We start from the raw sequence: 22,441 nt of genomic DNA, 5'->3' as shown, positions 1-22,441 counted from the left end.
GATCCGCTCGACGCCAAGCGCTTCCATTGCCGCTGTCGCGGTCTGCGCGAGCAGGCCGAGGTCGAGGACCTGGTTGCTCACCGCCTGCTCGGCGATCAGCTTGTGCTTCACGTCGACGGCGAGCTGGATGTTGTAGCCGACCCCCACTTTGGTCATGCGCGCCATCGCGCGGGCGTCCGGATCGGTCAGCGAGATCTGGTCGGCGCCGGTGCGATCCAGTTCGGCGAGCATCTCCTTGTGACGATCGCGCTTGCCCTGAATGGCGGCGATCTTCTCGGCCAGTTTGCCATCGCCATTGCCGGAACCGCCGCCCGGCGTGCGGTCTTCGTCGGCATCGCCCTCGTCGAGCCGTTTCATGTAGCCGGCGAGCCTCTCGTCTGCATCCTGGATAGCTTTGGCGAGCGACGGCCGGGTGAAGTTCCGGGTCTTGTTGTTGACCGCCTTGATGCGCGTGCCGTCGACCGCCACGAGCTCGCGCCCGAACAGATCGAGCTGACGACACAGCACCACGAACTCGCGGAACACCGTCTTGAAGGCGGCACGGTTGTCGCGGCGGAAGTCGGCGATGGTTTTGAAATCCGGCTTGAGGTGCCGTAGCAACCAGATGACCTCGACATTGCGGTGCGTCTCGGCTTCCAGGCGCCGGCTCGACCGGATCCGGTTCAGGTAGCCGTAGATGTACAGCTTGAGCAGATCAGCCGGATCGTAGCCCGGGCGGCCCGTTGCCTTGGGCTGTACACGGACGAACCCCGCCGACCCAAGGTCTAGCCCGTCAACAAAGGCCTCGATGAACCTGACCGGATTATCCGGTCCGACATAATCATCCACCGCTTCGGGCAGCAGCAGGAGCTGCGAGCGGTCCGTTCCAGACAGATGCGCCATGCCACAAACATACCATGCGCCGCGATCTACGGGAATCCTCAGACCGGGTTCTCACACAGTCTGCAAGATCTTTGCCGACATCGGGATCGTGATCGCGATCGACGATTATGGCGCCGGCCTGTCGTCGCTGGCCTATCTGAAGCAGTTGCCGGCGCGCGAACTGAAGATCGACAAGCTGTTCGTTACGCAACTCACGAGTTCGAACCGCGACCCGCTGATCGTCCGGTCGACGATCGACCTCGCGCATGCACTCGAGATGGAAGTGGTTGCCGAAGGCGTCGAGACGCAGGCGGCGATGGCGCTGTTGTCCGTCATGGGGTGCGACATGATCCAGGGTTTCCTGATCAGCCGCCCGATCAATCTCGACGCGCTGATCCACTTCCTGGCAGACGAAAAGCACCTTGCCATTGCGGCGGACGTGCGTGCGCCGTTCAACCGTCTTGCAACCGTGTGGAAGCGGGGTTGAGCAGGCGTGCGGCCTTCTGGATCGGAATGGCCGCGAATGTCCTGCTGTTCGGCCTTGGAGTTGGCCAGCCCTGTGAAGCACAGACCGCGAAAGTGTCGGCTGAGGCTCGGTTCGATCAGACGATAGCCGACGCCAAAGGCGCGATGTTGATTGATTCGGAGGCAGCTCGATCAAAGGCCGCTGCCGCAGAGACTATCGCTGCATCGATCCGCAATCCCGGAACTCGCGAGATTTCGATCGCCACGGCCCAGTGGTTGCAAGGCGAAGCGTATCTCCGAACCGGAAATCCGGAAAAAGCGCGAATATTGATCGGCGGCGCGTTGGCGAAGGCGGCTGCGAGTGCCCCGCAATCCAAGCTGTATGCAGACATATTGCTATCGCGTGGCGGCGCCGAAAGTAGCCAAGGACGCGCTGGAGCGGCGTTGACCGATTATCAGACGGCGTTTTCTCGCTACCGGAAAATGGGTGATAATCGCGGACAGGCAATGGCGCTGATTTTTATCGCGTGGTTGTACACCGAGGCGATGGATCAAAATACCGCGCTCAAATATTACCAGCAGGCCATCGAAATATATAAGACCGATCCAAGTCTGTCGGTCTCAGTCTATAATAATCGGGCGACGGCGTTTGGTGAGTTAAAACAATACAAGCAAGCTCTCGTCGAATTCAAAATAGCATTATCACTGGCCAAGGAGTTGAAAAGTGCTCCTTTGGTTGCTCAGATATATGCGAACCTTGCCCTGCTTCAATTGTCGTCGGGAAATCTGACTGGCGCGGAACAGGCAATTCGGGAAGGCCTGCTGTTGACGGCTGACCGTGAGACATCCGGACTGAGGGCGGGCATCATTGCTATTTCGGCACAGCTGGCACTGCAACGCGGACAAATTCCGCGTGCCGTAACACTTATCACTAAGGCGCTGGCGGATCTGGGGCCCGAGGGAACAAGCATATCGCCCAAGGACATCCATCAGACTGCGTATGACGTGTTTCTTGCGGCGAACGATCCGAAGTCGGCGCTTGTCCATCTGCAGGCGCTCAAGCGGATCGACGACGATGCGACGAAAGTCGCAACCAGTACCAAGTCGGCGCTGATGGCGGCGCGGTTCGATTTCGCGAACCAGGAATTGAAGATCAGCCAGTTGCGCGCCGACGAACTGCGGCGCGGCATCGCGTTCGAACGCGCACGGGTGCAGACCCAGCGCTATGTCTTCATGGGTATCTCGGCGGCGGTCGCGATCGTGATCGCGCTGCTGGCGATCGGCCTGTTCACCATCCGCCGCAGTCGCAATCTGGTCCGTGCGGCAAACGCGGACCTGGCGATCACCAACGGTGCGCTCGGCAAGGCGCTGGCGGCCAAGACGGAGTTCCTCGCAACCACCAGCCATGAGATCCGCACGCCGCTCAACGGTATTCTCGGCATGACCCAGGTCATGCTGGCCGACGCCAAATTATCGCCGTTGCTGCGCGATCGGCTGGGTGTCGTGCACGATGCCGGCCTGACCATGCGCGCATTGGTCGACGATATTCTCGACGTCGCGAAGATGGAGGCCGGCAACCTGACGATCGAGGCGGCGCCGTTCGATCTGTGTGCGACGGTGATGGACGCGACGCGGATGTGGGAAGAGCAGGCGCACAGCAAGGGCCTGACGTTCGAGATCGCGCTCAACGGCTGCCCCGCGATGATCATCGGCGACGCTGTGCGGATCCGGCAGATCGTCTTCAACCTGCTGTCCAATGCGCTGAAATTCACCAAGCGTGGCCGCGTCGTGCTCGCCGTCGAGGTTGCCGAGGACGGTCGGTTGAGGATCGCGGTCACCGACTCCGGGATCGGCATCCCTGCCGACAAGCTCGAACAGATTTTCGAGTCCTTCGCGCAGGCCGATGCCGGCACCACCCGTCAGTTTGGCGGAACCGGGCTGGGATTGGCGATCTGTCGCAACCTCGCACGGGCGATGGGCGGCGATGTCCTGGTCGCCAGCGTCGAGGGGCAGGGCACGACCTTCACGCTGGTCCTGCCGTTCGTCCGTGCCGCCACGGTCGCGCCGGTCGTCGTTCCGGTCGCGATCGGTACCGCGGTTACCTTGGTCGTCGATCGCAATCCGATCACGCGCAGCATGTTCAAGACCCTGCTGGCCCCGCGTGCCGGAACGATCGCGTTTGCGGGATCGGCCGACGCCGCCGTGGAGCGGTTGGCGGAAGGTCCGATCGCGCACGTCCTGATCGACGATGCGACGGTCCGCCTCGGCGAAGACCCGCTCGCCGATCTGCGTATCATCGCGCAGGCGGCGCGGTCGGCCGGCGCGGAAACGAGCCTGCTATGGCCTGTATCGGCCGCGCGGGAGCAGGACGAATTGCTTGCGACCGGGGTGACCAGGGTCATCGCAAAGCCGGTCAGCGGCGCCGCCCTGGTGCGCGCGATCTATGGCGAGTCGCCCCCGCAGGACCTCGAACATCCCGTCCTTGTGTCGAACGCCGCATAAAGCGTAGATGCACGATTATGTCCGCCGTAATTCCCTCGCAAGTGCTGCTATCGACGAGGCGATGGTGAACGTTCTCTTCATCGAGGACGACCGGATGAACCGACGTGTCGTGAAGGACATGCTCGATGTCGCCGGCGTGACGATGGTAGAAGCGGAAAGCGCCGAACGCGGCCTGGAAATCATCGACGAGCAGGATTTCGCGATGATCTTGGTCGATCTGCGGATGCCCGGCATGGACGGCGTGACGGCGATCAAACACATTCGCGCGCGGGACGATGCCAAGGGCCGCGTGCCGATCATCGTCGTGACGGCAGACATCGCCCCCGATCTTCGCCAGCGCTGCCTCGTCGCCGGCGCGGATGACGTGATCTTCAAACCGGTGGCGATGGATTCGCTGTTCGACGCGATGGGCCGGATTTTGGCGCGCGATGCCGAAGGCGAAGGGATGATCGGCTAGCTAGCCTCGAGACTTCAGCGCGTCCGTCATCGAGGTGGTCGCGCTTCCCCGTCGTGCCGGCTTTGGCTGCGACGGGTCGGGGGACCAGCCGGTCAGGAACACGATCTGGAACGTCTCGTGCGTCCGGCCGCGGTCGTCGGCGGCATCCCCGAATGCGGCCAGCGTCCGCCCGAAGATTTCACGCGACATCGGTTGGCGCTGCTTGAGCATGTTGCTTGCTGCCATCCCGCGCAGATCACCCAGTAATCGTCCGAGATCGCGGTAGCCGACATCGAGCGTCTCGACGTCCGCGACCGGCAGCGTAAAGCCCGCGCGCATCAGCAGGTCGCCGGCGGAGCGGACGTCGATCTGAGGATGTAAGCGTGCCGCCGGCCGGTCAGCCTCGGCGACGCGGAGTGCGGCGCGCAAGGCAGGCAAGCTGCCGGCGCCGACGAACGCGCCAAGGAAGAGACCGTCGGGGCGCAGTACGCGCCGGATCAGCGACAACGCGCCGGGCAGGTCGTCGACCTGGTCGAGGACGCCCGCGCTCACGACGAGGTCGAAGCTGGCATCGGCGAACGGCAGCCGGTCTTCATCGGCCTGCACGCCGTTTGCGTTGGCGGCAAAAGCATAGCCTGGATCGCACCGCGCGATCCGCGCACCGATCGGCGCCGGAAACGCGGCATCGAAACAGCCGAGATCGAGGATATCGGCGAACGACCGCGTCACGGCCTCCAGCCGCTCCGCGATCCCGTCGAGCATCGTCGCGCGGAGAAAGTCGTGCTCGGCATAGCTGGGCGCAGCGCGATCGCGGCGGTGGCGCCGCGCGGCGCGGTCGAAGATTTCGGGGGCTTGATCGGACACGGGGCGCTTGTGCCGCGCACCGGCATCGCCGACAAGGGGTACGGCGCAAACAGCGGCCCCGGAAAAGGAGGCCTGCCTTTGCAACCGCGCTTGAACCAGCCTTTCAAACTGCCGAGCGTGCTACGCCATATCGTCGACGCCGCGTTGCCGCCGCGCTGCGCCGGGTGCGGCGACCCGGTCGCGCAGGATCACAGGTTCTGCGCGGTATGCTGGTCCAGCCTGCGCTTCATCGCGCCCCCCTGGTGCGCCGGATGCAATCGTCCGTTCGCGTTTGATCGCGGCGCCGATGCGCGCTGTGGCGCGTGCCTGCGCGATCCGCCGTGCCATGCTGGCGTGCGCGCGGCCGTAGCTTATGGGCCGGTCGCCCGCAGTCTTGCGCTTCGCCTGAAATATGGTGGGCGGACGGCCTTTGCCGAGACGATGGCGTTGCGGATGCGATGGCTGATCCCGGCTGAGACCGACCTGCTCGTCCCAGTCCCGCTGCATCGTCGGCGGATCTGGTCGCGCGGCTTCAACCAGGCGGCGCTGATCGCGCAGGCCCTGGCCAAATTGAGTGCCGTCCCAGAGGACCGCGACGTACTCGTCCGACCGCGTCGCACCGTCGTCTTACGCGGCTTGGGAGGGCGACAACGCGCTCGGGTCGTCGCGGGTGCGTTCGCGATCGAGGCGGCCGAACGCGTGCGCGGCAAGACCGTCGTTCTGGTCGATGACGTCTACACCAGCGGCGCGACCGCAGACGCGTGCACCCGCGTTCTGCTGCGCGCAGGTGCCCGCTCCGTCACGATATTATGCTGGGCGCGCGTGCTGTCGGCGGACCGTGACGATTGACAAGAGCGGCATCGAACCACATTTCCGACGAATGGCTAAAGTTGAAATCTACATAAAGCAGTTCTGCCCCTATTGCTCGCGGGCGATGAAACTTCTCGCATCTAAGGGTGTCGAGCCCGAGACGTTCGACGTCACGATGGGCGGCCCGAAAAAGGCGGAAATGGTCGAGCGATCGGGCGGGCGCATGACGATGCCGCAGGTCTTTATCGATGGTAAGCACATCGGCGGCTCGGACGACCTCGCCGCGCTCGACGCAAAGGGTGGCCTCGACCCGCTGCTCGCCTGATGCCACGGATCGGCGTCCTTCAGATGACCAGCGGGATCGATCCCGCGGTCAACGCCGCTACGCTGGTCGATGCGATCCGCGCCGCGGGGGGACAGGGCGCCACGATGCTGTTCACGCCCGAAATGTCCGGGTTGATCGATCGCGACCGTGCGCGAGCCGGAGCCGCTATCGTTGCCGAAGATACCGACATCGTCCTGGCCGCGGTGCGCAGGGCGGCGGCGGAGACGGGCATTTGGGTGGATCTCGGGTCACTTGCGGTACGGCGCCCAGACGGCAAGTTCGCCAATCGCGGCTTTCTGATCGATGCGGCGGGGGTGGTCCGGGCGCGCTACGACAAGCTGCATCTGTTTGACGTCGACCTGCCGTCGGGCGAAAGCTGGCGCGAATCCGCCGCCTATGTCGGCGGCGACACGGCAGTGGTGGTCGATACGCCCGCGGGAAGGGTCGGTGCGTCGATCTGTTACGACCTGCGCTTCGCCGACCTGTACCGCGCACTCAGCGATGCGGGCGCGACGATCCTCTCGGTCCCTGCTGCGTTCACGCAACCGACCGGGGCTGCGCATTGGCACGTCCTGTTACGCGCCCGCGCGATCGAGGCCGGAGCCTATGTCGTCGCCGCCGCGCAGACCGGGACCCATGCCGACGGGCGCACAACCTATGGCCATTCGCTGGTGATCGACCCTTGGGGTGAGGTGATCCTGGACATGGCAGAGGTTGCGGGTCTCGCCGTCGTTGACCTCGATCCCGCGCAAGTCGACGCGGTCCGATCGCGTATTCCGGTGCTGCAACACCGCCGGCCGATACCCCCCGTCACGATCGTCCGATGATCGTGTTCGATCTGAAATGCGGCGGCGGCCACGTCTTCGAGGCGTGGTTCGGGTCGAGTAGCGCGTATGAAGATCAGCGCACCGCAGGCCAGGTCCGATGCCCACTCTGCGACAGCGCCGACATCACCAAGGCGCTGATGGCACCCGCAATTGCAGCGAAGGGCAACAGGACGCCCGACTCGCCGACGCCGGATGCGGTCAAGGCGGTGATGAAACTGATCGCCACCCGACAGGCCGAAGCGCTCAAATCCTCGCAATGGGTCGGCCCGGCATTCGCAGAACGCGCCCGTGCGATGCATCTGGGCGAGGAGAAACAGGCGACCATCCACGGTCAGGCCAGTCTTGCCGATGCCAAGGCGCTGGTCGACGATGGGATAGCGATCACGCCGCTGCCGCTACCGATCGCGCCGCCCGAAAAGCTGAACTGAGCGTCGCCGCCGATCTTTGCGGGTGAGGCCGATGACGGGAATAATTGCGATCGTTCCGGTGCGCGAATGCTACGTGCGTCGAGCGCGCCGGATAAAGCTCAGAAGCCGGATAGTCAGATCGCGTTGATCGGCTGCGATCTGTTTTTGCGCACGTTCGATGGCTGTCTGACCGGTCTGCGGCGATGCGCCGGCCTCACGGATCAGCGATTTCGTGTACCGATCGCGATCGGATGAGCACGCCGCCAACGCGCCGACCGCTATCGTGACGTCGCTCTTCGAACCGAGGCTCTCGACTTGCGCAAATGTCTGAAGGCAGCTTTCCCAGGCAGCCTTGGCCGGTGGGGTACCATTTGACGGTGGAGGCGCGAGAGCCAGCGCCAGCATGAGCGAGACCAGTATCATCGGAGCCGTTTGCCTGATTAAGGCGATTGCGCAAAGGTTTACGAACGAACGATTGCAAACCCCGCCGATCCAGCATGGCGATTTTGCCAGCTACCGTGACGACGGCCGCCGCGAACGCCATGCTGGGAGGAGTCGAACGCGCCTGACGCAGACAGGCCACGCGGAATTGATGGGCGACATACGATAATTTATAATGCGTTAACCTTCGCGACGGTATGCAAACCGCGCCGCGGGGCGTGTAGCGTATCTGCCCCGCGGTTAGACTTCGCCATTGCATGCACCCCAGAATGCGCTGCATTGACAATCCTTTACTCGATCCGCCATCGCCGCGTTCCGAACGCAGGCCTTGGCATCGCCGGTCGGGTTGGGGGACGTGGAGAGAGTTATGTCTGTCGAAGTGACGGGTGCACTGGTTGGCTGGAAGAGGGTTCCCTCGAGCAACGGCATCATGCTGACGATTCAGGTTGCCGGGACGGCCGCAGATTATGCAGCGGGGCGCCTCACGCGAGTCTCGGTCGCGCTGAACGATCGTCAATTACGGTCGCTGACACGCGATCTTGGGCGTGCATCGACATCGCGCGGACTCGATCTACGCGCACCGCGTCGCTGGTGGCAGTTCGGTAGAGCGAAATCCAGCTAGGTCCAGGCTGACAGGCCAAGGCTTCGATGGCGGAGCTAGAAAGCCAAGCGCGAAGTCCGCACGAGCAACGCCTGTCAGACCTATCTCTCGATGCACGGTCTCGAAGCATCTACCGAGGCTTTGGGATCGACCGTACGACGCAACGCGGTAGCCGCCTTGAAGGTACCGACACCAGCCCGTTAAGAGTATCCTAGCATCGCGCCTGCGGTTGTTACGCCCGTGCTGAATGCGTTCGACATCCGGGCGGATCCAGACTGCTCGCTGCTAAAGCGCTCCTTCGACCTGGTCTAACAGGTGTGAGCGCTCACATAGCCTAAAAGATATGGTGCGTTGCTACTCTGGACGCCAAGTGGCGCGTTTCGTCGCGCATCAATGCGAGCACGGCCTTAGCCGAGACGCCCGGCGGACCTGATGCCTACGACGAACGACGTGCCGACCATATTGGTAATACCGCATTATACCATCGGCCTGTCGAATATGGCCGTGATAGCCCGGTGAAGAGAAAATTGGCCATGCCGAAATGCCTTGACTCGGCGACCACTCGTCTTAAGGTACCGCTATCAATAGCCTGCTTCAGACGGGCGTGATCGGGAGTTGGACGGTTGGCGATTCAAATTTCAGCATATGGCACGCCGTGGCGCTTCGCGCTCCGCGACGCCTGACGCACGTCCCCACGCCCGACGACCAAATTAGGCTTTCTCGCCACAAGGTTGGTGAGGTTTCGGAGAGGACCCCGACCATGACATCTTTTAAAACGGTACCTCGTCTGACGCGCGCGGCATTGTTGTGCGCGACGACGATGGCGGCGCTGTGTTCTACCATCGCAAGCGCTCAAACCATCCCGCCGACGCAGGATCCATTGCCGCCCGTGACGCAAGATGCCCCGGCCGCCGCAGGAGAATCCACGACGGCATTGCCAGCCGCGACGTTGCCAAGTTCCGATCAGACGCCGGGTACCATCGACGCGGCAGACAGCGCCGACATCGTAGTCACCGGGTATCGCTCCAGCCTCGCCAAATCGACCAATGCAAAGCGAGCGGCAACTGGCTTCACCGATTCGATCTTTGCAGAAGACATCGGCAAGTTTCCCGATACGAATATCGCCGAGTCCTTCAACCGCATTCCCGGCATCACAATTACGCGAGACGTGACTGGCGAGGGGACGAACGTCGCGATCCGGGGACTTGGCTCCAACTTTACAAACGTTACGCTCAACGGCGCGACGATCGCCGTGGCGTCGTCGGGTGCGACCGACGCGCAAGGGACCGACCGGTCGGTCGATCTGAGCTTTTTCCCGACCGACCTGTTCACCAAGCTCACGGTCAACAAGAGCTATACCGCTGATCTTCTCGAGGGCGGTGCGGCGGGCAATATCGATCTGCGGTCGGCGCGGCCGTTCGATCGCGCTACCTCGTTCCTCGCGTATAACGTTCAGGGCACCAAGCAGTCGCCCGAGGACCGGATCGGCGCGCGTGGTTCGCTGATCGGTAGCTGGCGTAACGACAAGTTCGGTATCCTCGCTGGCGTGTCGGCGCAGCGTCTGTTTACCGACACGCGCGGGTTCGAAACCATTGGCTATACCAATCCTGCATTGACGGCCTCGCAATGTGGTGCGGCGTCGGGGTGCAACACGACCGGCGGCGGCAATTGGACAATCCCGGCAGTCGTGCCCGTCCGCGCCGGTGCTGGTCTGGTGGCAGGCACGCCGATCACCAGTGCGTTCCTGCTCGCGAACAACCCGGGTGCGACGATCCAGCAGATCGACAACGCGTTGCTGCCGCGCCTCGGTCGTTCGACCAGCATCCGCGGTCCACGCGACCGTCTCAATGCGATCGTCAGCGCCGAGTGGCAGCCGACCGATACGCTGCATTTCTATGTCGATGGCCTGTACGGCTATAAGAAGAACGACCTGATCCGCGAGAACGTCGCGTGGATCGTGCGGAATGGCGCGGTCATTCCCACGAACCTGACGTTCGATAAGGCGGATTGCACTATCGGCTGCGTCGTCACCGGCGGCACCTTCGCCAACGCGCAGTTCTTTAACGAATTCCGTCCCTATACCGAGACGACGAAGCTCTTCAGCATCAATCCTGGCGGCGAGTGGGAAATCTCCGACACGCTCAAGCTCAACCTTCAGGGCAATTACGCGCGCTCCACGTTCCACCGGGAAAGCCCTTCGGTGGGACTGACGACGCCGCTGGGTGTCGGCAACACGGTCACCTATACCAATACCGGAGGCATCCCGACGATCGAGAGCGGGCTGGACCTCAACGATCCCGCCAATTTCGGTTGGAATGCGGGAAGCCGCGTGAATATTCAGGACGAGCGGCGGCTCAACACGAGTAAGGGCGGGCGCGGCGATCTCACTTGGGGCGGCAAGGCGCTCAATCTGAAGGTCGGCGGCGCGTTCGACGACGTGTTCCGTCGGATCCGCGGGTACGACAACAGCCAGGCTTGGCAGAATGCGGTCTGTGGCAACAACCCCAGCGTATTCGTCGGCTCGCCCAACTCACAGCCGCCCTGCGAAGGTCTGAACGCGCCCGGCGCGGCGCCGGCCGGCTATCCGACTTATCCGGGCTATGGCACCGGATCGACCGCGGGTATGACGGGGCCAGTTACCTATGGTGGCTCGCTCATTCCGAATTCGGCGGTGCCGACGTATCTGAAACCGGGACCGGCAGGGTTCGTGACGGTCGACTGGCCGAAGTTCGCGGCCGCCAGCAACTATGACCAGTATCACGACAATGCCCCGGAGACCGGCGCGGCCAACACGGGTGCGAGCGGCGGTGCGATCCGTGAAGTCGTCAAATCGGCGTTCGCAACGGTCAATGGCGAGCAGGAGCTGGGCGGCAACATGCTGCGGTTCAACGTCGGCGTGCGCTACGTCAACACGATCCAGACGATCACCGGGCGCGTGTCGCTGCCCGATCCGCGCAACACGACGTCGACCGGTGCCGCACTGCCCGACGGCAGCCGCTATCCGAACCTCGTCAGCAATGTCTCGACGCGCAACGTCTATGCGAAGTGGCTGCCGGCCGCGACCTTCGCCTATGACGTCAGCGAGCATGCGGTGGTCCGCGTCGCGGGCTCGCGAACGATGACTCGCCCCGATCCGTCTGCACAGCTGCCGGGCGTCAATTTCGGTGCGCCGTCGGCGGATCAGGCAACGATCGGCAACCCCGCGTTGAAGCCCTATCTCTCGACCAACCTCGATCTGGGCTTCGAATATTACACCGGCCGTGAGGGGGTCGTGAGCTTCAACGCGTTCCGCAAGTCGATCGAGGGGTTCACCAACACCTTCATCAGCACGGTGCCGTTCTCGAACCTGGCACAGTATGGGATCACGTACGACACGCTGAACCCGACGCAGCAGATCGCGCTGAATTCGCGTGGCGGTCCGGCAGCTGCGCAGGTGCAGGTCACGTCGCAGGTGAACGTACCCAACAAGCTGACCATCAACGGCCTCGAATTCCAGTGGGTCCAGCCGCTCGACTTCATCACCAAGCACATCGGCGTCACCGGCTTCGGCTTCAACGCCAACGCAACCGTCGTCGATCAGCGCAGCGATGGTCCGGCCCAGGCGTTCGGCGTGGCCCCGTTCACCTACAACATCACCGGCTATTACGAGAAGAACGGCGTGATGCTGCGCGTGTCGACGACCTCGCGCGAAGGCTCGCAGAACAGCGGCGCGGCGCAGAATGGCATCCCGGCGGCGGCGTTGTTCGGCACCGACTATACGACGTACGACTTCTCGTCGTCGTTCGATCTGGACAAGATCTTCGGTCTGAAGGGTGCGCCGCAGCTGACGATCAACGTCGCGAACTTCACCGACGCGACGCTGCGGTCGTACTTCCAGTTCGAGAACGCGACCTTCACGCAGTACAAGCCGGGTCGTCAGTTCCTGGTCGGTCTGCGCGGCACGTTCTAGTCTTCGGATAGGCTAGTCTGTAGACGGGCTAGCCTGTGAACGGGCTAGTCGATACGCGGGGCGGTCGTGATCCGATCGTCCCGTCGTCTATTCGACGAGACGCCACGGCCGCGATCGCCCCGCCCGACGATCGCGCGCCGTACCATAATTGGCTCGGCCTTGTCCGCCGCGGTGCGGTCTGACTGGCACAAGCGCGGGTTCGGGGTGAGAGCGTTTCCGGGCACGGTCTGCGCGCACGCCGCGGAGCCATCTGATGGCCGAGGCGCGGCGCAGCAGCCTGGAACAAGGGCGACTCGCACGCGATGATGTCTTTCCACGCCGCTGCCTACGATGTAGCATTTGGCTGAATACGATCGATTGGTAAGTCCGATGGCGAAAGCTGCAGCACGCAAGACACTGTCCACGGTGGGAGCCTATGATCCTCCGGCCAATGACCGGCTTTATCAGCGTATTGCGCGGCAGCTGGTCGAGCAGTTGACGATCGGAACCTATGCCATTGGCGACAGGCTGCCCGCGGAGCGAGAGCTGGCGATCGATTACGGCGCAAGCCGCCCAGCGGTACGTGAAGCCCTGATCGCGTTGGAAGTGCAGGGCCTTATAGAAGTGCGGGTCGGTTCCGGGGCGTATGTCTGCCGGTTGCCGGGGCAGGGGGAAGAGCCCGGTTTCGCGATCACCGCCTTCGAGCTGACCGAGGCGCGGATCATGTTCGAGGGCGAAGCGGCGGCCCTGGCGGCGGTTCAGATCAGCGATGGGGAGGTGCGCGTGCTCGACGGTCTGGTCGATGCGATGACGACCGAAAACCTGCTCGCCGAAGTCACCGAGATTGCCGACCGAGACTTCCACATGGCGATCGCGAAGGCGACCCGGAACGCCGGTGTCGTCCGGACGATCGAGGATTTGTGGCATCTCCGATCGACGTCTCCCGAATGCGCGCTGCTCCATGCCAAGGCGCGCAACGCCAAGGTGCGGCCGGTGGTCGCGGAACATGCTGCGATCGTCGATGCCTTGCGCGCCCGCGACGCAGTCGGCGCACGGGCGGCGATGCGCGCGCACTTGACGTCGGTGATGGACCATCTGCTGTTCCAGACCGAGGAAATGGCGATGGAGCAGGCGCGGCTCGCGCTTGCCGAGACCAGGCAACGCTATGGCGGCATTGCGCCATCGTAATGCCCTCGCAAGGTGGCGGTAAGAAGTTGTCAGACCAATTGCGTAGCTGCTATCAACCGCTACGGGGGATGCGTCGCGCTCGCCATGATCTTAGCACGGGGATAGCTGCCAAATGACGATGACCCAGACCATGCGCTGGTTTGGCCCGAGTGATCCTGTGCCTCTTCATGCCATCCGCCAAGCCGGCGCGACCGGGATCGTCACGGCGCTGCATCAGGTCGCGAATGGCGAGATATGGACCATGGATGCCATCGCCACGCGCCGCCGCATCATCGAGGATGCCGGGCTGGCGTGGAAAGTGGTCGAGAGCCTGCCCGTTGCGGAAGCGTTGAAGACGCATTCCTGTGACTGGGACCGTTTGATCGAAGCCTATATCGCCAGTCTGCGAAACCTTGCCGGGCAGGGCATCGAGGTCGTGACCTATAATTTCATGCCGTTGCTCGATTGGACACGGACCGACCTGAGCTGGGAACTGCCGGACGGCGCGCGTGCCCTGCGGTTCGAACTCCATGCGCTGGCCACCTACGACATCCACATCCTGCGTCGTCCCGGCGCCGAGGCGGATTATGCCCCCGATATCGTCGCGATCGCCGGCGAGCGTTTCGCGGCGATGGACGATGCGGCACGCGCAACGCTCGAACGGACGATCATTGCTGGCCTGCCGGGGAGCGAAGAGAGTTTCAGCTCGGCGCAGTTGCTCGAACAGATCGAAACCTATGCCGAGGTCGATGCAGCGCGGCTGCGTGCCAATCACGTCGCGTTCCTGGAGGCCGTTTGCCCGGTCGCCGAGGCGGAGGGGATCCGACTCGTTGTGCATCCCGACGACCCGCCATTCCCGATCTTCGGCCTGCCCCGGGTGGTCAGCACCGAGGCGGACGTGAGCGCATTGTTGGCGGCGGTGCCCTCCGTTGCGAACGGCCTGTGTTTTTGCAGCGGCTCGTTCGGCGCGCGCGCGGACAATGATTTGCCGGGCATGGTGCGGCGGCTCGGTGACAGTATCGGCTTCGTCCATCTGCGATCGGTGCAACGCGAGCCCGACGGTGCCTTCCACGAGGCGGCGCATCTCGAGGGTGATGCGAACATGCCGGCCATCATGTCCGAACTGATCGCGTTGGAGGCGCGCACGGGGCGATCGCTGCCAATGCGACCGGATCACGGTCACCAGATGGCAGACGATCTCAACCGGCGCACCAATCCGGGCTATTCCCTGATCGGACGATTGCGCGGCCTGGCGGAGTTGCGCGGACTGGAAGCGGGTCTCGCCTACCAGGCCACCGCTCGGCTTTGAGCGCTGGGAAAGGCCAGTCGAATGCAGCGGGTCGTCGACGATCTACGGCTGGTGCCCCCGGCGAGATTTGAACACGCGGCCTACGGTTTAGGAAACCGGCCGCTTGTCATCGGCCACGAGGGAAAACGGCGGATTTGCGCCGTTAAGTGCCCTGTTTGTTCCGGTCTTTCCCGTGAACATAGGGGGATCAAGGTGCATCATGCACCAGGGGGAAAAGGTTGCTCGCGCGCCGTGCTGGAGCGTGCAGCATGAAGACCCCGGACATGCTCGACGGCGTGATCGCCGCCGCCATCCCGTTCTATCGGGATTATTCGATCGGCATCATCGTCGACAATTTCGCGGGCGGGGGTGGAGCTTCCACCGGGATTGAAGCGGCGACCGGTCGCGACATCGATGTGGCTATCAACCACGACGAGGAAGCGATCGCGATGCACACCGCGAACCATCCGCGGACGCGACACCATTGCCAGAGCATCTGGAGCATTGACCCGATCGACGCGGTGACGATCGACGGGACGCCGCAGCCGGTCCGGCTCGCGTGGTTCTCGCCCGACTGCACGCATCATTCGAACGCCCGCGGCGGGAAGCCGCGCGAGAAGGGTATCCGCGACCTCGCTTGGGTGGTGGTGTCGTGGGTCGAGCGCCTCGGGCCGAAGCTAAAGCCGGCCGTGATCAAGGTCGAGAACGTCGAGGAGTTCCTGACCTGGGGGCCGCTCGACGATGAGGGCAAGCGCATCCCCGGCCGGAACGGCGAGGAGTTCGCCAAGTGGGTCACCGCGCTCCGGCGCCACGGATACAAGGTCGAGTGGAAGGTGCTGAAGGCGTCGCGCTACGGCACGCCGACGATCCGCAAGCGCCTATGCCTGATCGCGCGGTGCGATGGCCTGCCGATCGTCTGGCCGGCAGAGACCAACGGGCCGGGCACGCCCGCGCCGTACCGGACCGCCGCCGAATGCATCGACTGGTCGATCCCGTGCCCGTCGATCTTCCTTACGAAGGAGGAGGGCCGCGCCATCGGCGTGAAGCGCCCGCTCGCCGACGCAACGATGGCGCGCATCGCCAAGGGCATCCAGCGTTACGTGATTAACGCTGCGCAGCCGTTCATCGTGAACCTGACGCATCACGATTCGTCCGACAGGACCGAGGGCGTAGATGAGCCCTTCCGCACGATCACCGGGGCCAACCGCGGCGAGAAGGCGCTGGTCGTGCCGATCGTCTCGTATGCTCAGCAGGGCGGCGGCAACCGTAGCGTGGAGGACCCGATGCACACGATCTGTGCGTCGACCAAGGACCAAAACACGATCGTCGCCGCGCATATCACCAAGTTCCATGAGGGCTCGGTGGGGCACGCAGCCGACGAGCCGCTGCATACGATCACTTCGAACAGTTACATCAAGCGGCCAGGCGGGAACGTACCGCTCGGGATCGTTGCCGCGACGATGGTGCAGACCGGTTACGGCGAGCGGGAAGGGCAAGCGCCCCGCGCGCTCGACATCGAGGCACCGCTCGGCACCGTCGTCGCGGGCGGGGGCAAGCACGCGCTGGTCTCGGCGTTCCTCGCGCAGCACAATACTATGCCTCATGGCGGCATTCACGCCGGGCATAGCGCCGAAGAACCTATGTCGACCGTCACCACGACGGGCTCGCATCAGGGCGTGGTCGCCGCGCACCTGATCAGCTTGAAGGGATCGGACCGCCGCGACGGATCGGTCGAAGAGCCGGTGCCGGCGATCACCGCAGGCGGGCTGCATGTCGGCGAGGTGCGGGCGTTCCTGCTGAAATACTATGGGGGCGAGAGCAGCGACGAGGGGCACGACATCGACGCCCCGCTTGGCAGCGTAACCACGCGCGATCGCTTCGGGCTCGTGATGGTCCAGGGCGAGCCGTATCAGATCGTCGACATCGGCATGCGCATGCTGACGCCGCGCGAGCTCTTCGCCGCGCAGGGCTTCCCCGCCGACTATGTCATTGATCCGATCGGTCCGAGCGGGAAGCCTCTGACGAAGACGGCGCAGATCCGGATGTGCGGCAACTCGGTGTGCCCGCCGCTCGCCGCCGCGCTGGTCCGTGCGAACTACGAGCAGCCCGCCGCCGCGGAGCTTGCCGCATGATCATCGACACCCTCAATCCCAACCTCAGGAGCGCGAGACCATGACCGATCGTTTTGAAGAAGCCGTGGCGTCCGTGATCGAGAGCGAGAGCGGTTCGACCTCGCGCCTCCAGCGATACCTGAAGATCGGGTACCACGAGGCCAGCGGATACATGGAGCGCATGGAGGCGCAGGGTATCGTCAGCCCGCCGAACCTTGTCGGGCGTCGGGAGGTGCTAGGCGACAATCGGATCGATCACCGCGTCACTTTGAATGAGTGCCCGCCCGGCCTGTTCTGGTACGGCGAAACCCTCGCGATGAAGACCGAGTACGTGACGACCCTCGAGAACCCGCGGCGCTACCAGTGCGACGCGTACGTCGTCGCCAGCGGGGAGTATTTCGCGGGCGGCGTGGGCGGCGACGTCGCGAAGCGTGGGGCACTTATGGTGCTACCGATCGACGAGCCAGAGAGCCTTCTCCGGCATGCTGGCGACACCTTCAATCTGGAACACGCCAACGTCTGAGAAGATACACTCTTGGTATTGATCCATTAATCAATACGGCTATATCGTTGTCTTGTAGTCGGGAGAGCCGCCGTAGCGGCTCGCTGAGGCCTAGTGCCTCGCCCGGCTGCCTTCATCGGTATGCATCTGCTTTATCTAGACGACTCCGGTTCGGTAAAGAATGCTCAGGACCGTCATATTGTCCTTGCCGGGTTGAGCGTGTTCGAAAGGGCCGGCCACACTCTTTCTCGTCAAATGGATCAGCTGGCTGAGCGTCTATGGCCGGACAATCCCGCCGGTCTGGAATTCCATGGCACTGAGATCTTTTCAGGTAAGAAGCAGTGGCGGGGTATCAGGCGCGAAGAGCGCCAAGCCGCTTACATTGAGGCGTTGACTTACATCGCACAGAGCCGAGACACGCGACTTTTCTGTGCTGCCGTTCACAGAGGGGCGGCGGGTGACGACGACCCTATGGAATTAGCATTCGAGCACGTAGCAAGCCGCTTCGATCGCATGCTAGGAAGGTTCCATAAAAGCGGTAACACCCAGCGCGGGCTAATCGTCCTAGACGAAACCACCTATGAAACGTCGTTGCAGGCCCTTGCTACCCAGTTCCGTACCGCAGGCCACCGCTGGGGGCAGTTGTACAATCTTGCCGAAGTTCCGCTGTTTGTTAATTCAAAGGCAACACGCCTGATACAATGTGCGGATTTGGTAGCACATTCGGCGCGTCGATATTTCGAACTCGGAGACGCGACCTACTTTGACGTCATACGCAACTCGTTCGATAGCCAAGGCGGCATAAGGTATGGCTTGGTACACAGGGTCCCCGCAGGTGAGCAATGCGGATGCATAAACTGTATCCATAACTGAGGTGACCAGCGGCTTCCCTAAGGTCGCCGACGCACCAGCCGTAACGCCGCCGCGTGCTAGCTCACGGATGCCTTACCTTTGTAAAGTAAGGACAAGGCTTCCGCCGCGAGTTTGCTATAGCGATGGTGGATCAACTAATTTGGTCGGTTGAAGGGGTGCCAGTGGAGCAACAATCGCGGCGAGAACGTCTCGTTCTTTTTGGAGTGATCCCGGTAGCGGCTGCCGTAGCCGGATCGATTGCAACGGTAGTGATCGGCAAGCTTACCGGAGGTAATCCCGACCCGTCACAGGTCGTTCTTGCGATCGTGAAAGATCACGGCCTCAATTTCGAGCAGAAGCGGCAATTGATTATGCTTGCGAACGACTCGACAACAAAGTTCTACACGTGGCTGAGCAGCGTCGGCATGCTGTTCATTTTTGCGATAAGCTTCTTCGGGCCCACTATAGGACCGGCAATTGCCGACAGGATTCGAGCCAAATGATATGTGCCATCACGCCCCGAACTCCGGCCCTTCCTCATCAGGATAGGCGTTGGGATGCTATCGCGGTTTCGTCGCCGGCCCCGTCGTCTCAGCCGTCGACAAGCTGCATTTGCCAATCACCCCAATGCGCAGGCCGCCCCGTAATTTGCAGAAGCGCAGTTAATCGCTCCTCGTAAAACTGGGCGAGATTCATGTGAAGCTCCATCACCGGTACGGTTACGGCCAATGTCGCCAGCATAATGTGATGCCGCCGCGCAGCCTCAAGGTCGATCAGATTGAAATCAGGCGGGAACAGCATGCGGGCTATCTAGCGCGTCGAGATTAACGCGACAGAGATGGGGACCCGATTCGCGGGTAACTAAGGTCGATTTGGTCGGAATTGTAAGCAATCGAGGCAGGCGATAGGTCTATGCACCCAGCCCCTGGCGACGATATGCTGCGATATGCCCCCTCGCAATGATCCAGGCGTTCCGTCGCGCGCATCGATATATTTCATCGAGGGGGAGGACGTTGGTCGGGCAGGCGGGGTGTCGCGGGATTGCCGCTATTTTACAGGGTCGATAGCCTTTGCGGAGTGGATGGCTGGCTTTCGTGAAGGATGCGCGGCTCACTTCGATCTCACCGACGAGATGGTGATCGGATCTTCCTATGCGCCGAACTCGGGCCCTTCCTCATCAGGATAGAGCGCGTGTTTCTGGCAGAATTGTTCAGCGAATCTACCTGACTTAGCCTGGGGCTGGCACTAAACAAGGGTCATGCGCCACCCTTCAATAGCCGTCCTGTCGTTCGCGATTTTGACCTCGCTGGGAGCTTGCGACCGGGACCCTAAGGCGCCGCCATCAGAGAATGGTGTAGTCAAAGACCCTGTAGCGGGCGATGTTGATCGTATGGAGGCTGAGATCAGGATCGCCGCGGCGAACAAGCGTATTGATGAGCTCGAACGCAAAGTCGGCGCCCTCGAGGCCACACCTGAAAAGATAGACCTTGAACTTCTAACGCAGAGGGTGACGGCACTGGAGGTCAAGTCGGTCAGCGATCAGGCAACGCAGCCTCAAGTTGCCCCGGCTCCGAGGACGCCTGCAAGCGATGCGTTGCGATCGGAGACTGGTGTACGCCGGGCGCCGACCAAGAGCCCCAAGCTCACCCTTCCCGAGTTGGAGAACCGCCCGCGCCAGGCCAGCCCAGCTGAGGCAAAGGCATTTTCGTCAGGCAGATAGGCTAAGCTCCCCATTCAGGCCCGTCTTCGTCGGGATAGAACGCATGGGGATCGTACACCGGTCGCTGCGCCGGCCGCATCTGGCGGGGAGGCGGGCGCTTCTCAACGTCAGGGACGGGCGGTGGCAGGGTAGGCAACCCGCCTCCGAACCGGATCCGGATATAGGCCGCGTTCCCGTTGGTCGGGTGAGAGGCGCCGTAACCTCGGCGCCCTCCAGCTTCGGCGTTTATTAAGAATGCCGGGCGCGGCCGCCACTCGGCCTCGCGCGGCAACTGCATCTGGCACTCATTTGCCTATCGGCCCTAACGCTTCTTTAGTTATTCTTCTTTACCGTATTTCATTGGGCAAACGGACGCTGAGGCTACCTATCTGCTCGCTTGGGCAAATAAGTACAGGATGCAAAATGTCGTTCTCGCTCTATACGATAGCGGATAAACCGGAAAATGAGCGAGAGCGCGAAGATGCTATTGCAAGAAGCAGGATTCTTAATAGTCCGCATATCGATAGGCTAAAGCCAATATTGAACGAACTAAAGTCTATCCTAAATGTAAAATCCGCAGCAATAACGATAGTTTATCAAGACTCAACGTACGTTTTGTCGGCAGTTGGCTTCCAAGCTGGCGTGTACAGTCGGTCAAAGTCTTTCTGCGCGCATGCCATTTTATACCCAGACGAGCTAACAATCGTTCCTGACACTGGCGCAGACGAGCGTTTCGCGGGTAACCCGTTCGTTGATACAGCCCAGGGAATCCGATTCTATATCGGCGCGCCTCTCCTTGACGAGAACGGTACCGTTCTCGGGGCGCTGTGCGCTTTTGACGAGTATCCTTGTGAAAACATTCCGGCGGATGCCAAGGAGCGAATAAAATATCTCCAGAGGGAAGCAGAAGCAACTCTGCACGACATAAGCAAGCAAACTTATGCCGCCGGCGGTCAGGAAGACAAGGCTCGCCAGAATAGGCAGTGGCTATGACGTTCTCTTGGTTGCACCGTTTGCCCAAACCTTGGGCAGCGATCAAATGAACATTTATCGAAGGATTGCGAGCGATATTTCTCCGAATGTTGCCGATCGCCGTTACTCGTCCCGGCAACCTGTCAACGTTGACGCGCATTTGATCACGCCATCGGGGAATGTCGTTCACGCGACTGTCAGAGACGTCTCATCTCGTGGATTCAGAGTAAAGGCAACCTATGGCGTAACGATAGGCCGATCGCTTGTTTTAGCTATTCCAGGTCTACCAAAATACCTTGGCTGGGTTGCATGGTCATATCTCGGCGAATTTGGACTAGAGGCCGCTCAGGAAATTTCCGAGCATGCCATTGAGCGAATTATCGCTCTAAATGTCCCGGTGCATCCGCCACCCCAGGATGGCGAATAGAATCAGTCGAACAGGTTCTTCGGCTCGAGGCGCAGTTCGACCAGGTCACCCAGGACGCATATCATGCACTCCATCCTCCTGTTGCTCTTGCTCGCGTCCTCGTTCGGGAAGTCTATGCCGACTATGGAGGTGGTGAGTTCGGCCATGCAGATACACTACGGCCTTGCGCAGGCCCGGGAAAGCCATAGGCTCCGATACATGATGTTCGGCGTATTCGATTTGGTTGTCTCTGGTGGCCTGCTCGCGGTCGTTATCGGCGCGGGATCCTGGTTGATTGTTGCCGGCAAGCGAGCCGAGGATCGAGACCGTCAAAAGTCCGCTCGGCTGCTTCGCGAGTATTTTCACGAGGGCGGGCTGGTCCGCGCGCTGATGGCGCGCTGGAAGCCGCAAGGCCGGCTTACGGATAGATCCGGTTCCTCGGCGATTGAGTTGCCCGAGTCGGTCGACCGCGCATAGGCTCCACGAATGGACGAGCCGACACCCAAGCCCAGCGAAATGGCAGACGCCGACCTGCTACGGGCATACCAGCAGACGACGGGTGGCGTTCACGACATGGTCGCCAACGCGCTGCTCGCCGAGATCGAGCGGCGTAACCTCGACATATGATGAGCGATCGCGACGTGTGGGTTCGGGCGGGCGCGATCTTCGCGGAACATGGAGCCGGAGCATCCGACTACATCATCTCTCAGCTATGCGACGTCCTCGGCGACATGGAAGCGGTTCAAGACTGGCGGAGGGTGGCGAACGCCGTTGACGCGATCGAAGATGCGGTCCCGCAATAGCTACGGGCTGGTTTCCGAATAGACACCGGATCGCCGCAGCTGGCGGACGATCCCGTTAAATGAAGCGGTAACGCTTTGGCTACGGCCGATCTCGTTATCCTGCTGGGCACCTTCCCAGAACATCACGAGAGGCCAGCGTTCGGGGCAGTGCGACCAAAGGCACCGCAGCGCTAGACGAACGGCAACGGTGTCAAC

25 protein-coding genes and 2 pseudogenes are annotated in these 22,441 nt (G+C 62.2%); 21 read left to right on the top strand and 6 right to left on the bottom strand.

Annotation, left to right across the window (positions count from 1 at the left end; translation table 11 throughout):
• The coding region (locus tag C8J40_RS19600) for a transposase (protein WP_132898458.1) at window positions 1–882 on the bottom strand (882 nt) is incomplete at its 3' end.
• A 64-nt stretch (window positions 883–946) separates the two neighbouring features.
• Between C8J40_RS19600 and C8J40_RS19595 the strand changes: the two are divergent.
• The 4 genes and pseudogenes from C8J40_RS19595 to C8J40_RS19585 form a co-directional block, all read left to right on the top strand.
• Window positions 947–1,348: pseudogene (locus C8J40_RS19595) on the top strand (EAL domain-containing protein); the annotation flags it as partial.
• A 26-nt stretch (window positions 1,349–1,374) separates the two neighbouring features.
• Window positions 1,375–2,130: pseudogene (locus C8J40_RS20870) on the top strand (tetratricopeptide repeat protein); the annotation flags it as partial.
• A 21-nt stretch (window positions 2,131–2,151) separates the two neighbouring features.
• On the top strand, window positions 2,152–3,828 hold the full coding sequence (locus C8J40_RS19590; protein ID WP_243693516.1) for an ATP-binding protein: 1,677 nt from the start codon (window positions 2,152–2,154) through the stop codon (window positions 3,826–3,828).
• Between the two features lie 64 nt (window positions 3,829–3,892).
• Window positions 3,893–4,285, top strand: coding sequence for a response regulator (locus tag C8J40_RS19585; RefSeq protein ID WP_132735457.1), 393 nt, complete (start codon window positions 3,893–3,895; stop codon window positions 4,283–4,285).
• Here C8J40_RS19585 and C8J40_RS19580 read toward each other — a convergent pair whose 3' ends face one another.
• Entirely contained in the window at window positions 4,286–5,128 is an 843-nt protein-coding gene (locus C8J40_RS19580; protein ID WP_132898456.1) for a class I SAM-dependent methyltransferase, read from the bottom strand. It lies immediately after the preceding gene.
• A gap of 90 nt (window positions 5,129–5,218) precedes the next feature.
• On the opposite strand from C8J40_RS19580, the gene C8J40_RS19575 reads away from it, so the two are divergent.
• The 4 genes from C8J40_RS19575 to C8J40_RS19560 are packed head-to-tail and all read left to right on the top strand — an operon-like array spanning window position 5,219 to window position 7,497.
• Entirely contained in the window at window positions 5,219–5,956 is a 738-nt protein-coding gene (locus tag C8J40_RS19575) for a ComF family protein (RefSeq protein ID WP_207901309.1), read from the top strand.
• A gap of 31 nt (window positions 5,957–5,987) precedes the next feature.
• Window positions 5,988–6,242: a glutaredoxin 3 gene (gene grxC, locus C8J40_RS19570; protein ID WP_132735451.1), complete on the top strand. Its 255-nt coding sequence runs from the start codon at window positions 5,988–5,990 to the stop codon at window positions 6,240–6,242.
• Window positions 6,242–7,069, top strand: a complete 828-nt coding sequence (locus C8J40_RS19565; RefSeq protein ID WP_132898455.1) for a carbon-nitrogen hydrolase family protein — start codon at window positions 6,242–6,244, stop codon at window positions 7,067–7,069. The genes grxC and C8J40_RS19565 overlap by 1 nt, the downstream gene beginning before the upstream one ends.
• The gene (locus tag C8J40_RS19560) at window positions 7,066–7,497 is read left to right on the top strand and encodes a DUF1178 family protein (protein WP_132898454.1); all 432 of its coding nucleotides are present in this window, start codon (window positions 7,066–7,068) and stop codon (window positions 7,495–7,497) included. The genes C8J40_RS19565 and C8J40_RS19560 overlap by 4 nt, the downstream gene beginning before the upstream one ends.
• A gap of 69 nt (window positions 7,498–7,566) precedes the next feature.
• Here the strand turns inward: C8J40_RS19560 and C8J40_RS19555 are convergent, their stop codons facing one another.
• Window positions 7,567–7,881: a hypothetical protein gene (locus C8J40_RS19555; RefSeq protein WP_132898453.1), complete on the bottom strand. Its 315-nt coding sequence runs from the start codon at window positions 7,879–7,881 to the stop codon at window positions 7,567–7,569.
• Here C8J40_RS19555 and C8J40_RS20500 point away from each other — a divergent pair.
• The 8 genes from C8J40_RS20500 (at window position 7,880) to C8J40_RS19515 (ending at window position 18,869) form a co-directional block, all read left to right on the top strand.
• Window positions 7,880–8,086, top strand: coding sequence for a hypothetical protein (locus C8J40_RS20500; RefSeq protein ID WP_165911550.1), 207 nt, complete (start codon window positions 7,880–7,882; stop codon window positions 8,084–8,086). The genes C8J40_RS19555 and C8J40_RS20500 overlap by 2 nt on opposite strands.
• Before the next feature lie 1,192 nt (window positions 8,087–9,278).
• Window positions 9,279–12,467, top strand: a complete 3,189-nt coding sequence (locus C8J40_RS19550; RefSeq protein WP_132898452.1) for a TonB-dependent receptor — start codon at window positions 9,279–9,281, stop codon at window positions 12,465–12,467.
• 369 nt (window positions 12,468–12,836) lie between these two features.
• Window positions 12,837–13,634, top strand: coding sequence for a FadR/GntR family transcriptional regulator (locus tag C8J40_RS19545; protein WP_132898451.1), 798 nt, complete (start codon window positions 12,837–12,839; stop codon window positions 13,632–13,634).
• 112 nt (window positions 13,635–13,746) lie between these two features.
• Window positions 13,747–14,922, top strand: coding sequence for a mannonate dehydratase (gene uxuA, locus C8J40_RS19540; RefSeq protein WP_132898450.1), 1,176 nt, complete (start codon window positions 13,747–13,749; stop codon window positions 14,920–14,922).
• 248 nt (window positions 14,923–15,170) lie between these two features.
• On the top strand, window positions 15,171–17,033 hold the full coding sequence (locus tag C8J40_RS19530; RefSeq protein WP_243693515.1) for a DNA cytosine methyltransferase: 1,863 nt from the start codon (window positions 15,171–15,173) through the stop codon (window positions 17,031–17,033).
• 40 nt (window positions 17,034–17,073) lie between these two features.
• Window positions 17,074–17,535, top strand: coding sequence for a DNA translocase FtsK (locus C8J40_RS19525; protein ID WP_132898449.1), 462 nt, complete (start codon window positions 17,074–17,076; stop codon window positions 17,533–17,535).
• A gap of 120 nt (window positions 17,536–17,655) precedes the next feature.
• Complete coding sequence (locus C8J40_RS19520) at window positions 17,656–18,387, top strand: DUF3800 domain-containing protein (RefSeq protein ID WP_132898448.1); 732 nt, start codon at window positions 17,656–17,658, stop codon at window positions 18,385–18,387.
• Window positions 18,388–18,512: 125 nt separating this feature from the next.
• On the top strand, window positions 18,513–18,869 hold the full coding sequence (locus C8J40_RS19515; protein ID WP_207901307.1) for a hypothetical protein: 357 nt from the start codon (window positions 18,513–18,515) through the stop codon (window positions 18,867–18,869).
• 88 nt (window positions 18,870–18,957) lie between these two features.
• On the opposite strand, the gene C8J40_RS19510 is transcribed toward C8J40_RS19515, so the two are convergent.
• Entirely contained in the window at window positions 18,958–19,167 is a 210-nt protein-coding gene (locus C8J40_RS19510) for a hypothetical protein (protein WP_132898446.1), read from the bottom strand.
• Window positions 19,168–19,624: 457 nt separating this feature from the next.
• Here C8J40_RS19510 and C8J40_RS20495 point away from each other — a divergent pair, with 457 nt between their 5' ends.
• The 3 genes from C8J40_RS20495 (at window position 19,625) to C8J40_RS20490 (ending at window position 21,464) form a co-directional block, all read left to right on the top strand.
• Window positions 19,625–20,086, top strand: coding sequence for a hypothetical protein (locus C8J40_RS20495; protein WP_165911549.1), 462 nt, complete (start codon window positions 19,625–19,627; stop codon window positions 20,084–20,086).
• Window positions 20,087–20,488: 402 nt separating this feature from the next.
• A complete protein-coding gene (locus C8J40_RS19505) occupies window positions 20,489–21,058 on the top strand; it encodes a GAF domain-containing protein (protein ID WP_165911548.1) in 570 nt (189 codons plus the stop codon).
• Between the two features lie 7 nt (window positions 21,059–21,065).
• Window positions 21,066–21,464, top strand: a complete 399-nt coding sequence (locus C8J40_RS20490) for a PilZ domain-containing protein (protein ID WP_165911547.1) — start codon at window positions 21,066–21,068, stop codon at window positions 21,462–21,464.
• 2 nt (window positions 21,465–21,466) lie between these two features.
• Here the strand turns inward: C8J40_RS20490 and C8J40_RS20485 are convergent, their stop codons facing one another.
• On the bottom strand, window positions 21,467–21,610 hold the full coding sequence (locus tag C8J40_RS20485) for a hypothetical protein (RefSeq protein ID WP_165911546.1): 144 nt from the start codon (window positions 21,608–21,610) through the stop codon (window positions 21,467–21,469).
• Between the two features lie 52 nt (window positions 21,611–21,662).
• On the opposite strand from C8J40_RS20485, the gene C8J40_RS19500 reads away from it, so the two are divergent.
• Entirely contained in the window at window positions 21,663–21,920 is a 258-nt protein-coding gene (locus tag C8J40_RS19500) for a hypothetical protein (protein ID WP_132898444.1), read from the top strand.
• 9 nt (window positions 21,921–21,929) lie between these two features.
• Window positions 21,930–22,070, top strand: coding sequence for a hypothetical protein (locus C8J40_RS20480; RefSeq protein WP_165911545.1), 141 nt, complete (start codon window positions 21,930–21,932; stop codon window positions 22,068–22,070).
• 176 nt (window positions 22,071–22,246) lie between these two features.
• Here C8J40_RS20480 and C8J40_RS20625 read toward each other — a convergent pair.
• Window positions 22,247–22,441: hypothetical protein (locus C8J40_RS20625; RefSeq protein ID WP_132898443.1), on the bottom strand; the 195-nt coding region annotated here is incomplete at its 5' end.

It is taken from the genome of Sphingomonas sp. PP-CC-3A-396, from assembly GCF_004343105.1.
Classification (GTDB): Bacteria; Pseudomonadota; Alphaproteobacteria; order Sphingomonadales; family Sphingomonadaceae; genus Sphingomonas.
The sequence above is the reverse complement of the archived record's forward strand: the minus strand, read 5'-3'. Positions and strand labels throughout refer to the sequence as shown.

Coding starts and splice junctions, on each gene's coding strand:
- C8J40_RS19500 (WP_132898444.1), top strand. CDS start 21,663: ATGATGTTCGGCGTATTCGATTTGGTTGTCTCTGGTGGCCTGCTCGCG.
- C8J40_RS19565 (WP_132898455.1), top strand. CDS start 6,242: ATGCCACGGATCGGCGTCCTTCAGATGACCAGCGGGATCGATCCCGCG.
- C8J40_RS20495 (WP_165911549.1), top strand. CDS start 19,625: ATGCGCCACCCTTCAATAGCCGTCCTGTCGTTCGCGATTTTGACCTCG.
- C8J40_RS19530 (WP_243693515.1), top strand. CDS start 15,171: ATGAAGACCCCGGACATGCTCGACGGCGTGATCGCCGCCGCCATCCCG.
- C8J40_RS19545 (WP_132898451.1), top strand. CDS start 12,837: ATGGCGAAAGCTGCAGCACGCAAGACACTGTCCACGGTGGGAGCCTAT.
- C8J40_RS19505 (WP_165911548.1), top strand. CDS start 20,489: ATGTCGTTCTCGCTCTATACGATAGCGGATAAACCGGAAAATGAGCGA.
- C8J40_RS19510 (WP_132898446.1), bottom strand. CDS start 19,167: ATGCTGTTCCCGCCTGATTTCAATCTGATCGACCTTGAGGCTGCGCGG.
- C8J40_RS19550 (WP_132898452.1), top strand. CDS start 9,279: ATGACATCTTTTAAAACGGTACCTCGTCTGACGCGCGCGGCATTGTTG.
- grxC (WP_132735451.1), top strand. CDS start 5,988: ATGGCTAAAGTTGAAATCTACATAAAGCAGTTCTGCCCCTATTGCTCG.
- C8J40_RS19555 (WP_132898453.1), bottom strand. CDS start 7,881: ATGCTGGCGCTGGCTCTCGCGCCTCCACCGTCAAATGGTACCCCACCG.
- C8J40_RS19520 (WP_132898448.1), top strand. CDS start 17,656: ATGCATCTGCTTTATCTAGACGACTCCGGTTCGGTAAAGAATGCTCAG.
- C8J40_RS19525 (WP_132898449.1), top strand. CDS start 17,074: ATGACCGATCGTTTTGAAGAAGCCGTGGCGTCCGTGATCGAGAGCGAG.
- C8J40_RS20485 (WP_165911546.1), bottom strand. CDS start 21,610: ATGGCCGAACTCACCACCTCCATAGTCGGCATAGACTTCCCGAACGAG.
- C8J40_RS20500 (WP_165911550.1), top strand. CDS start 7,880: ATGAGCGAGACCAGTATCATCGGAGCCGTTTGCCTGATTAAGGCGATT.
- C8J40_RS19560 (WP_132898454.1), top strand. CDS start 7,066: ATGATCGTGTTCGATCTGAAATGCGGCGGCGGCCACGTCTTCGAGGCG.
- uxuA (WP_132898450.1), top strand. CDS start 13,747: ATGACGATGACCCAGACCATGCGCTGGTTTGGCCCGAGTGATCCTGTG.
- C8J40_RS20480 (WP_165911545.1), top strand. CDS start 21,930: ATGGACGAGCCGACACCCAAGCCCAGCGAAATGGCAGACGCCGACCTG.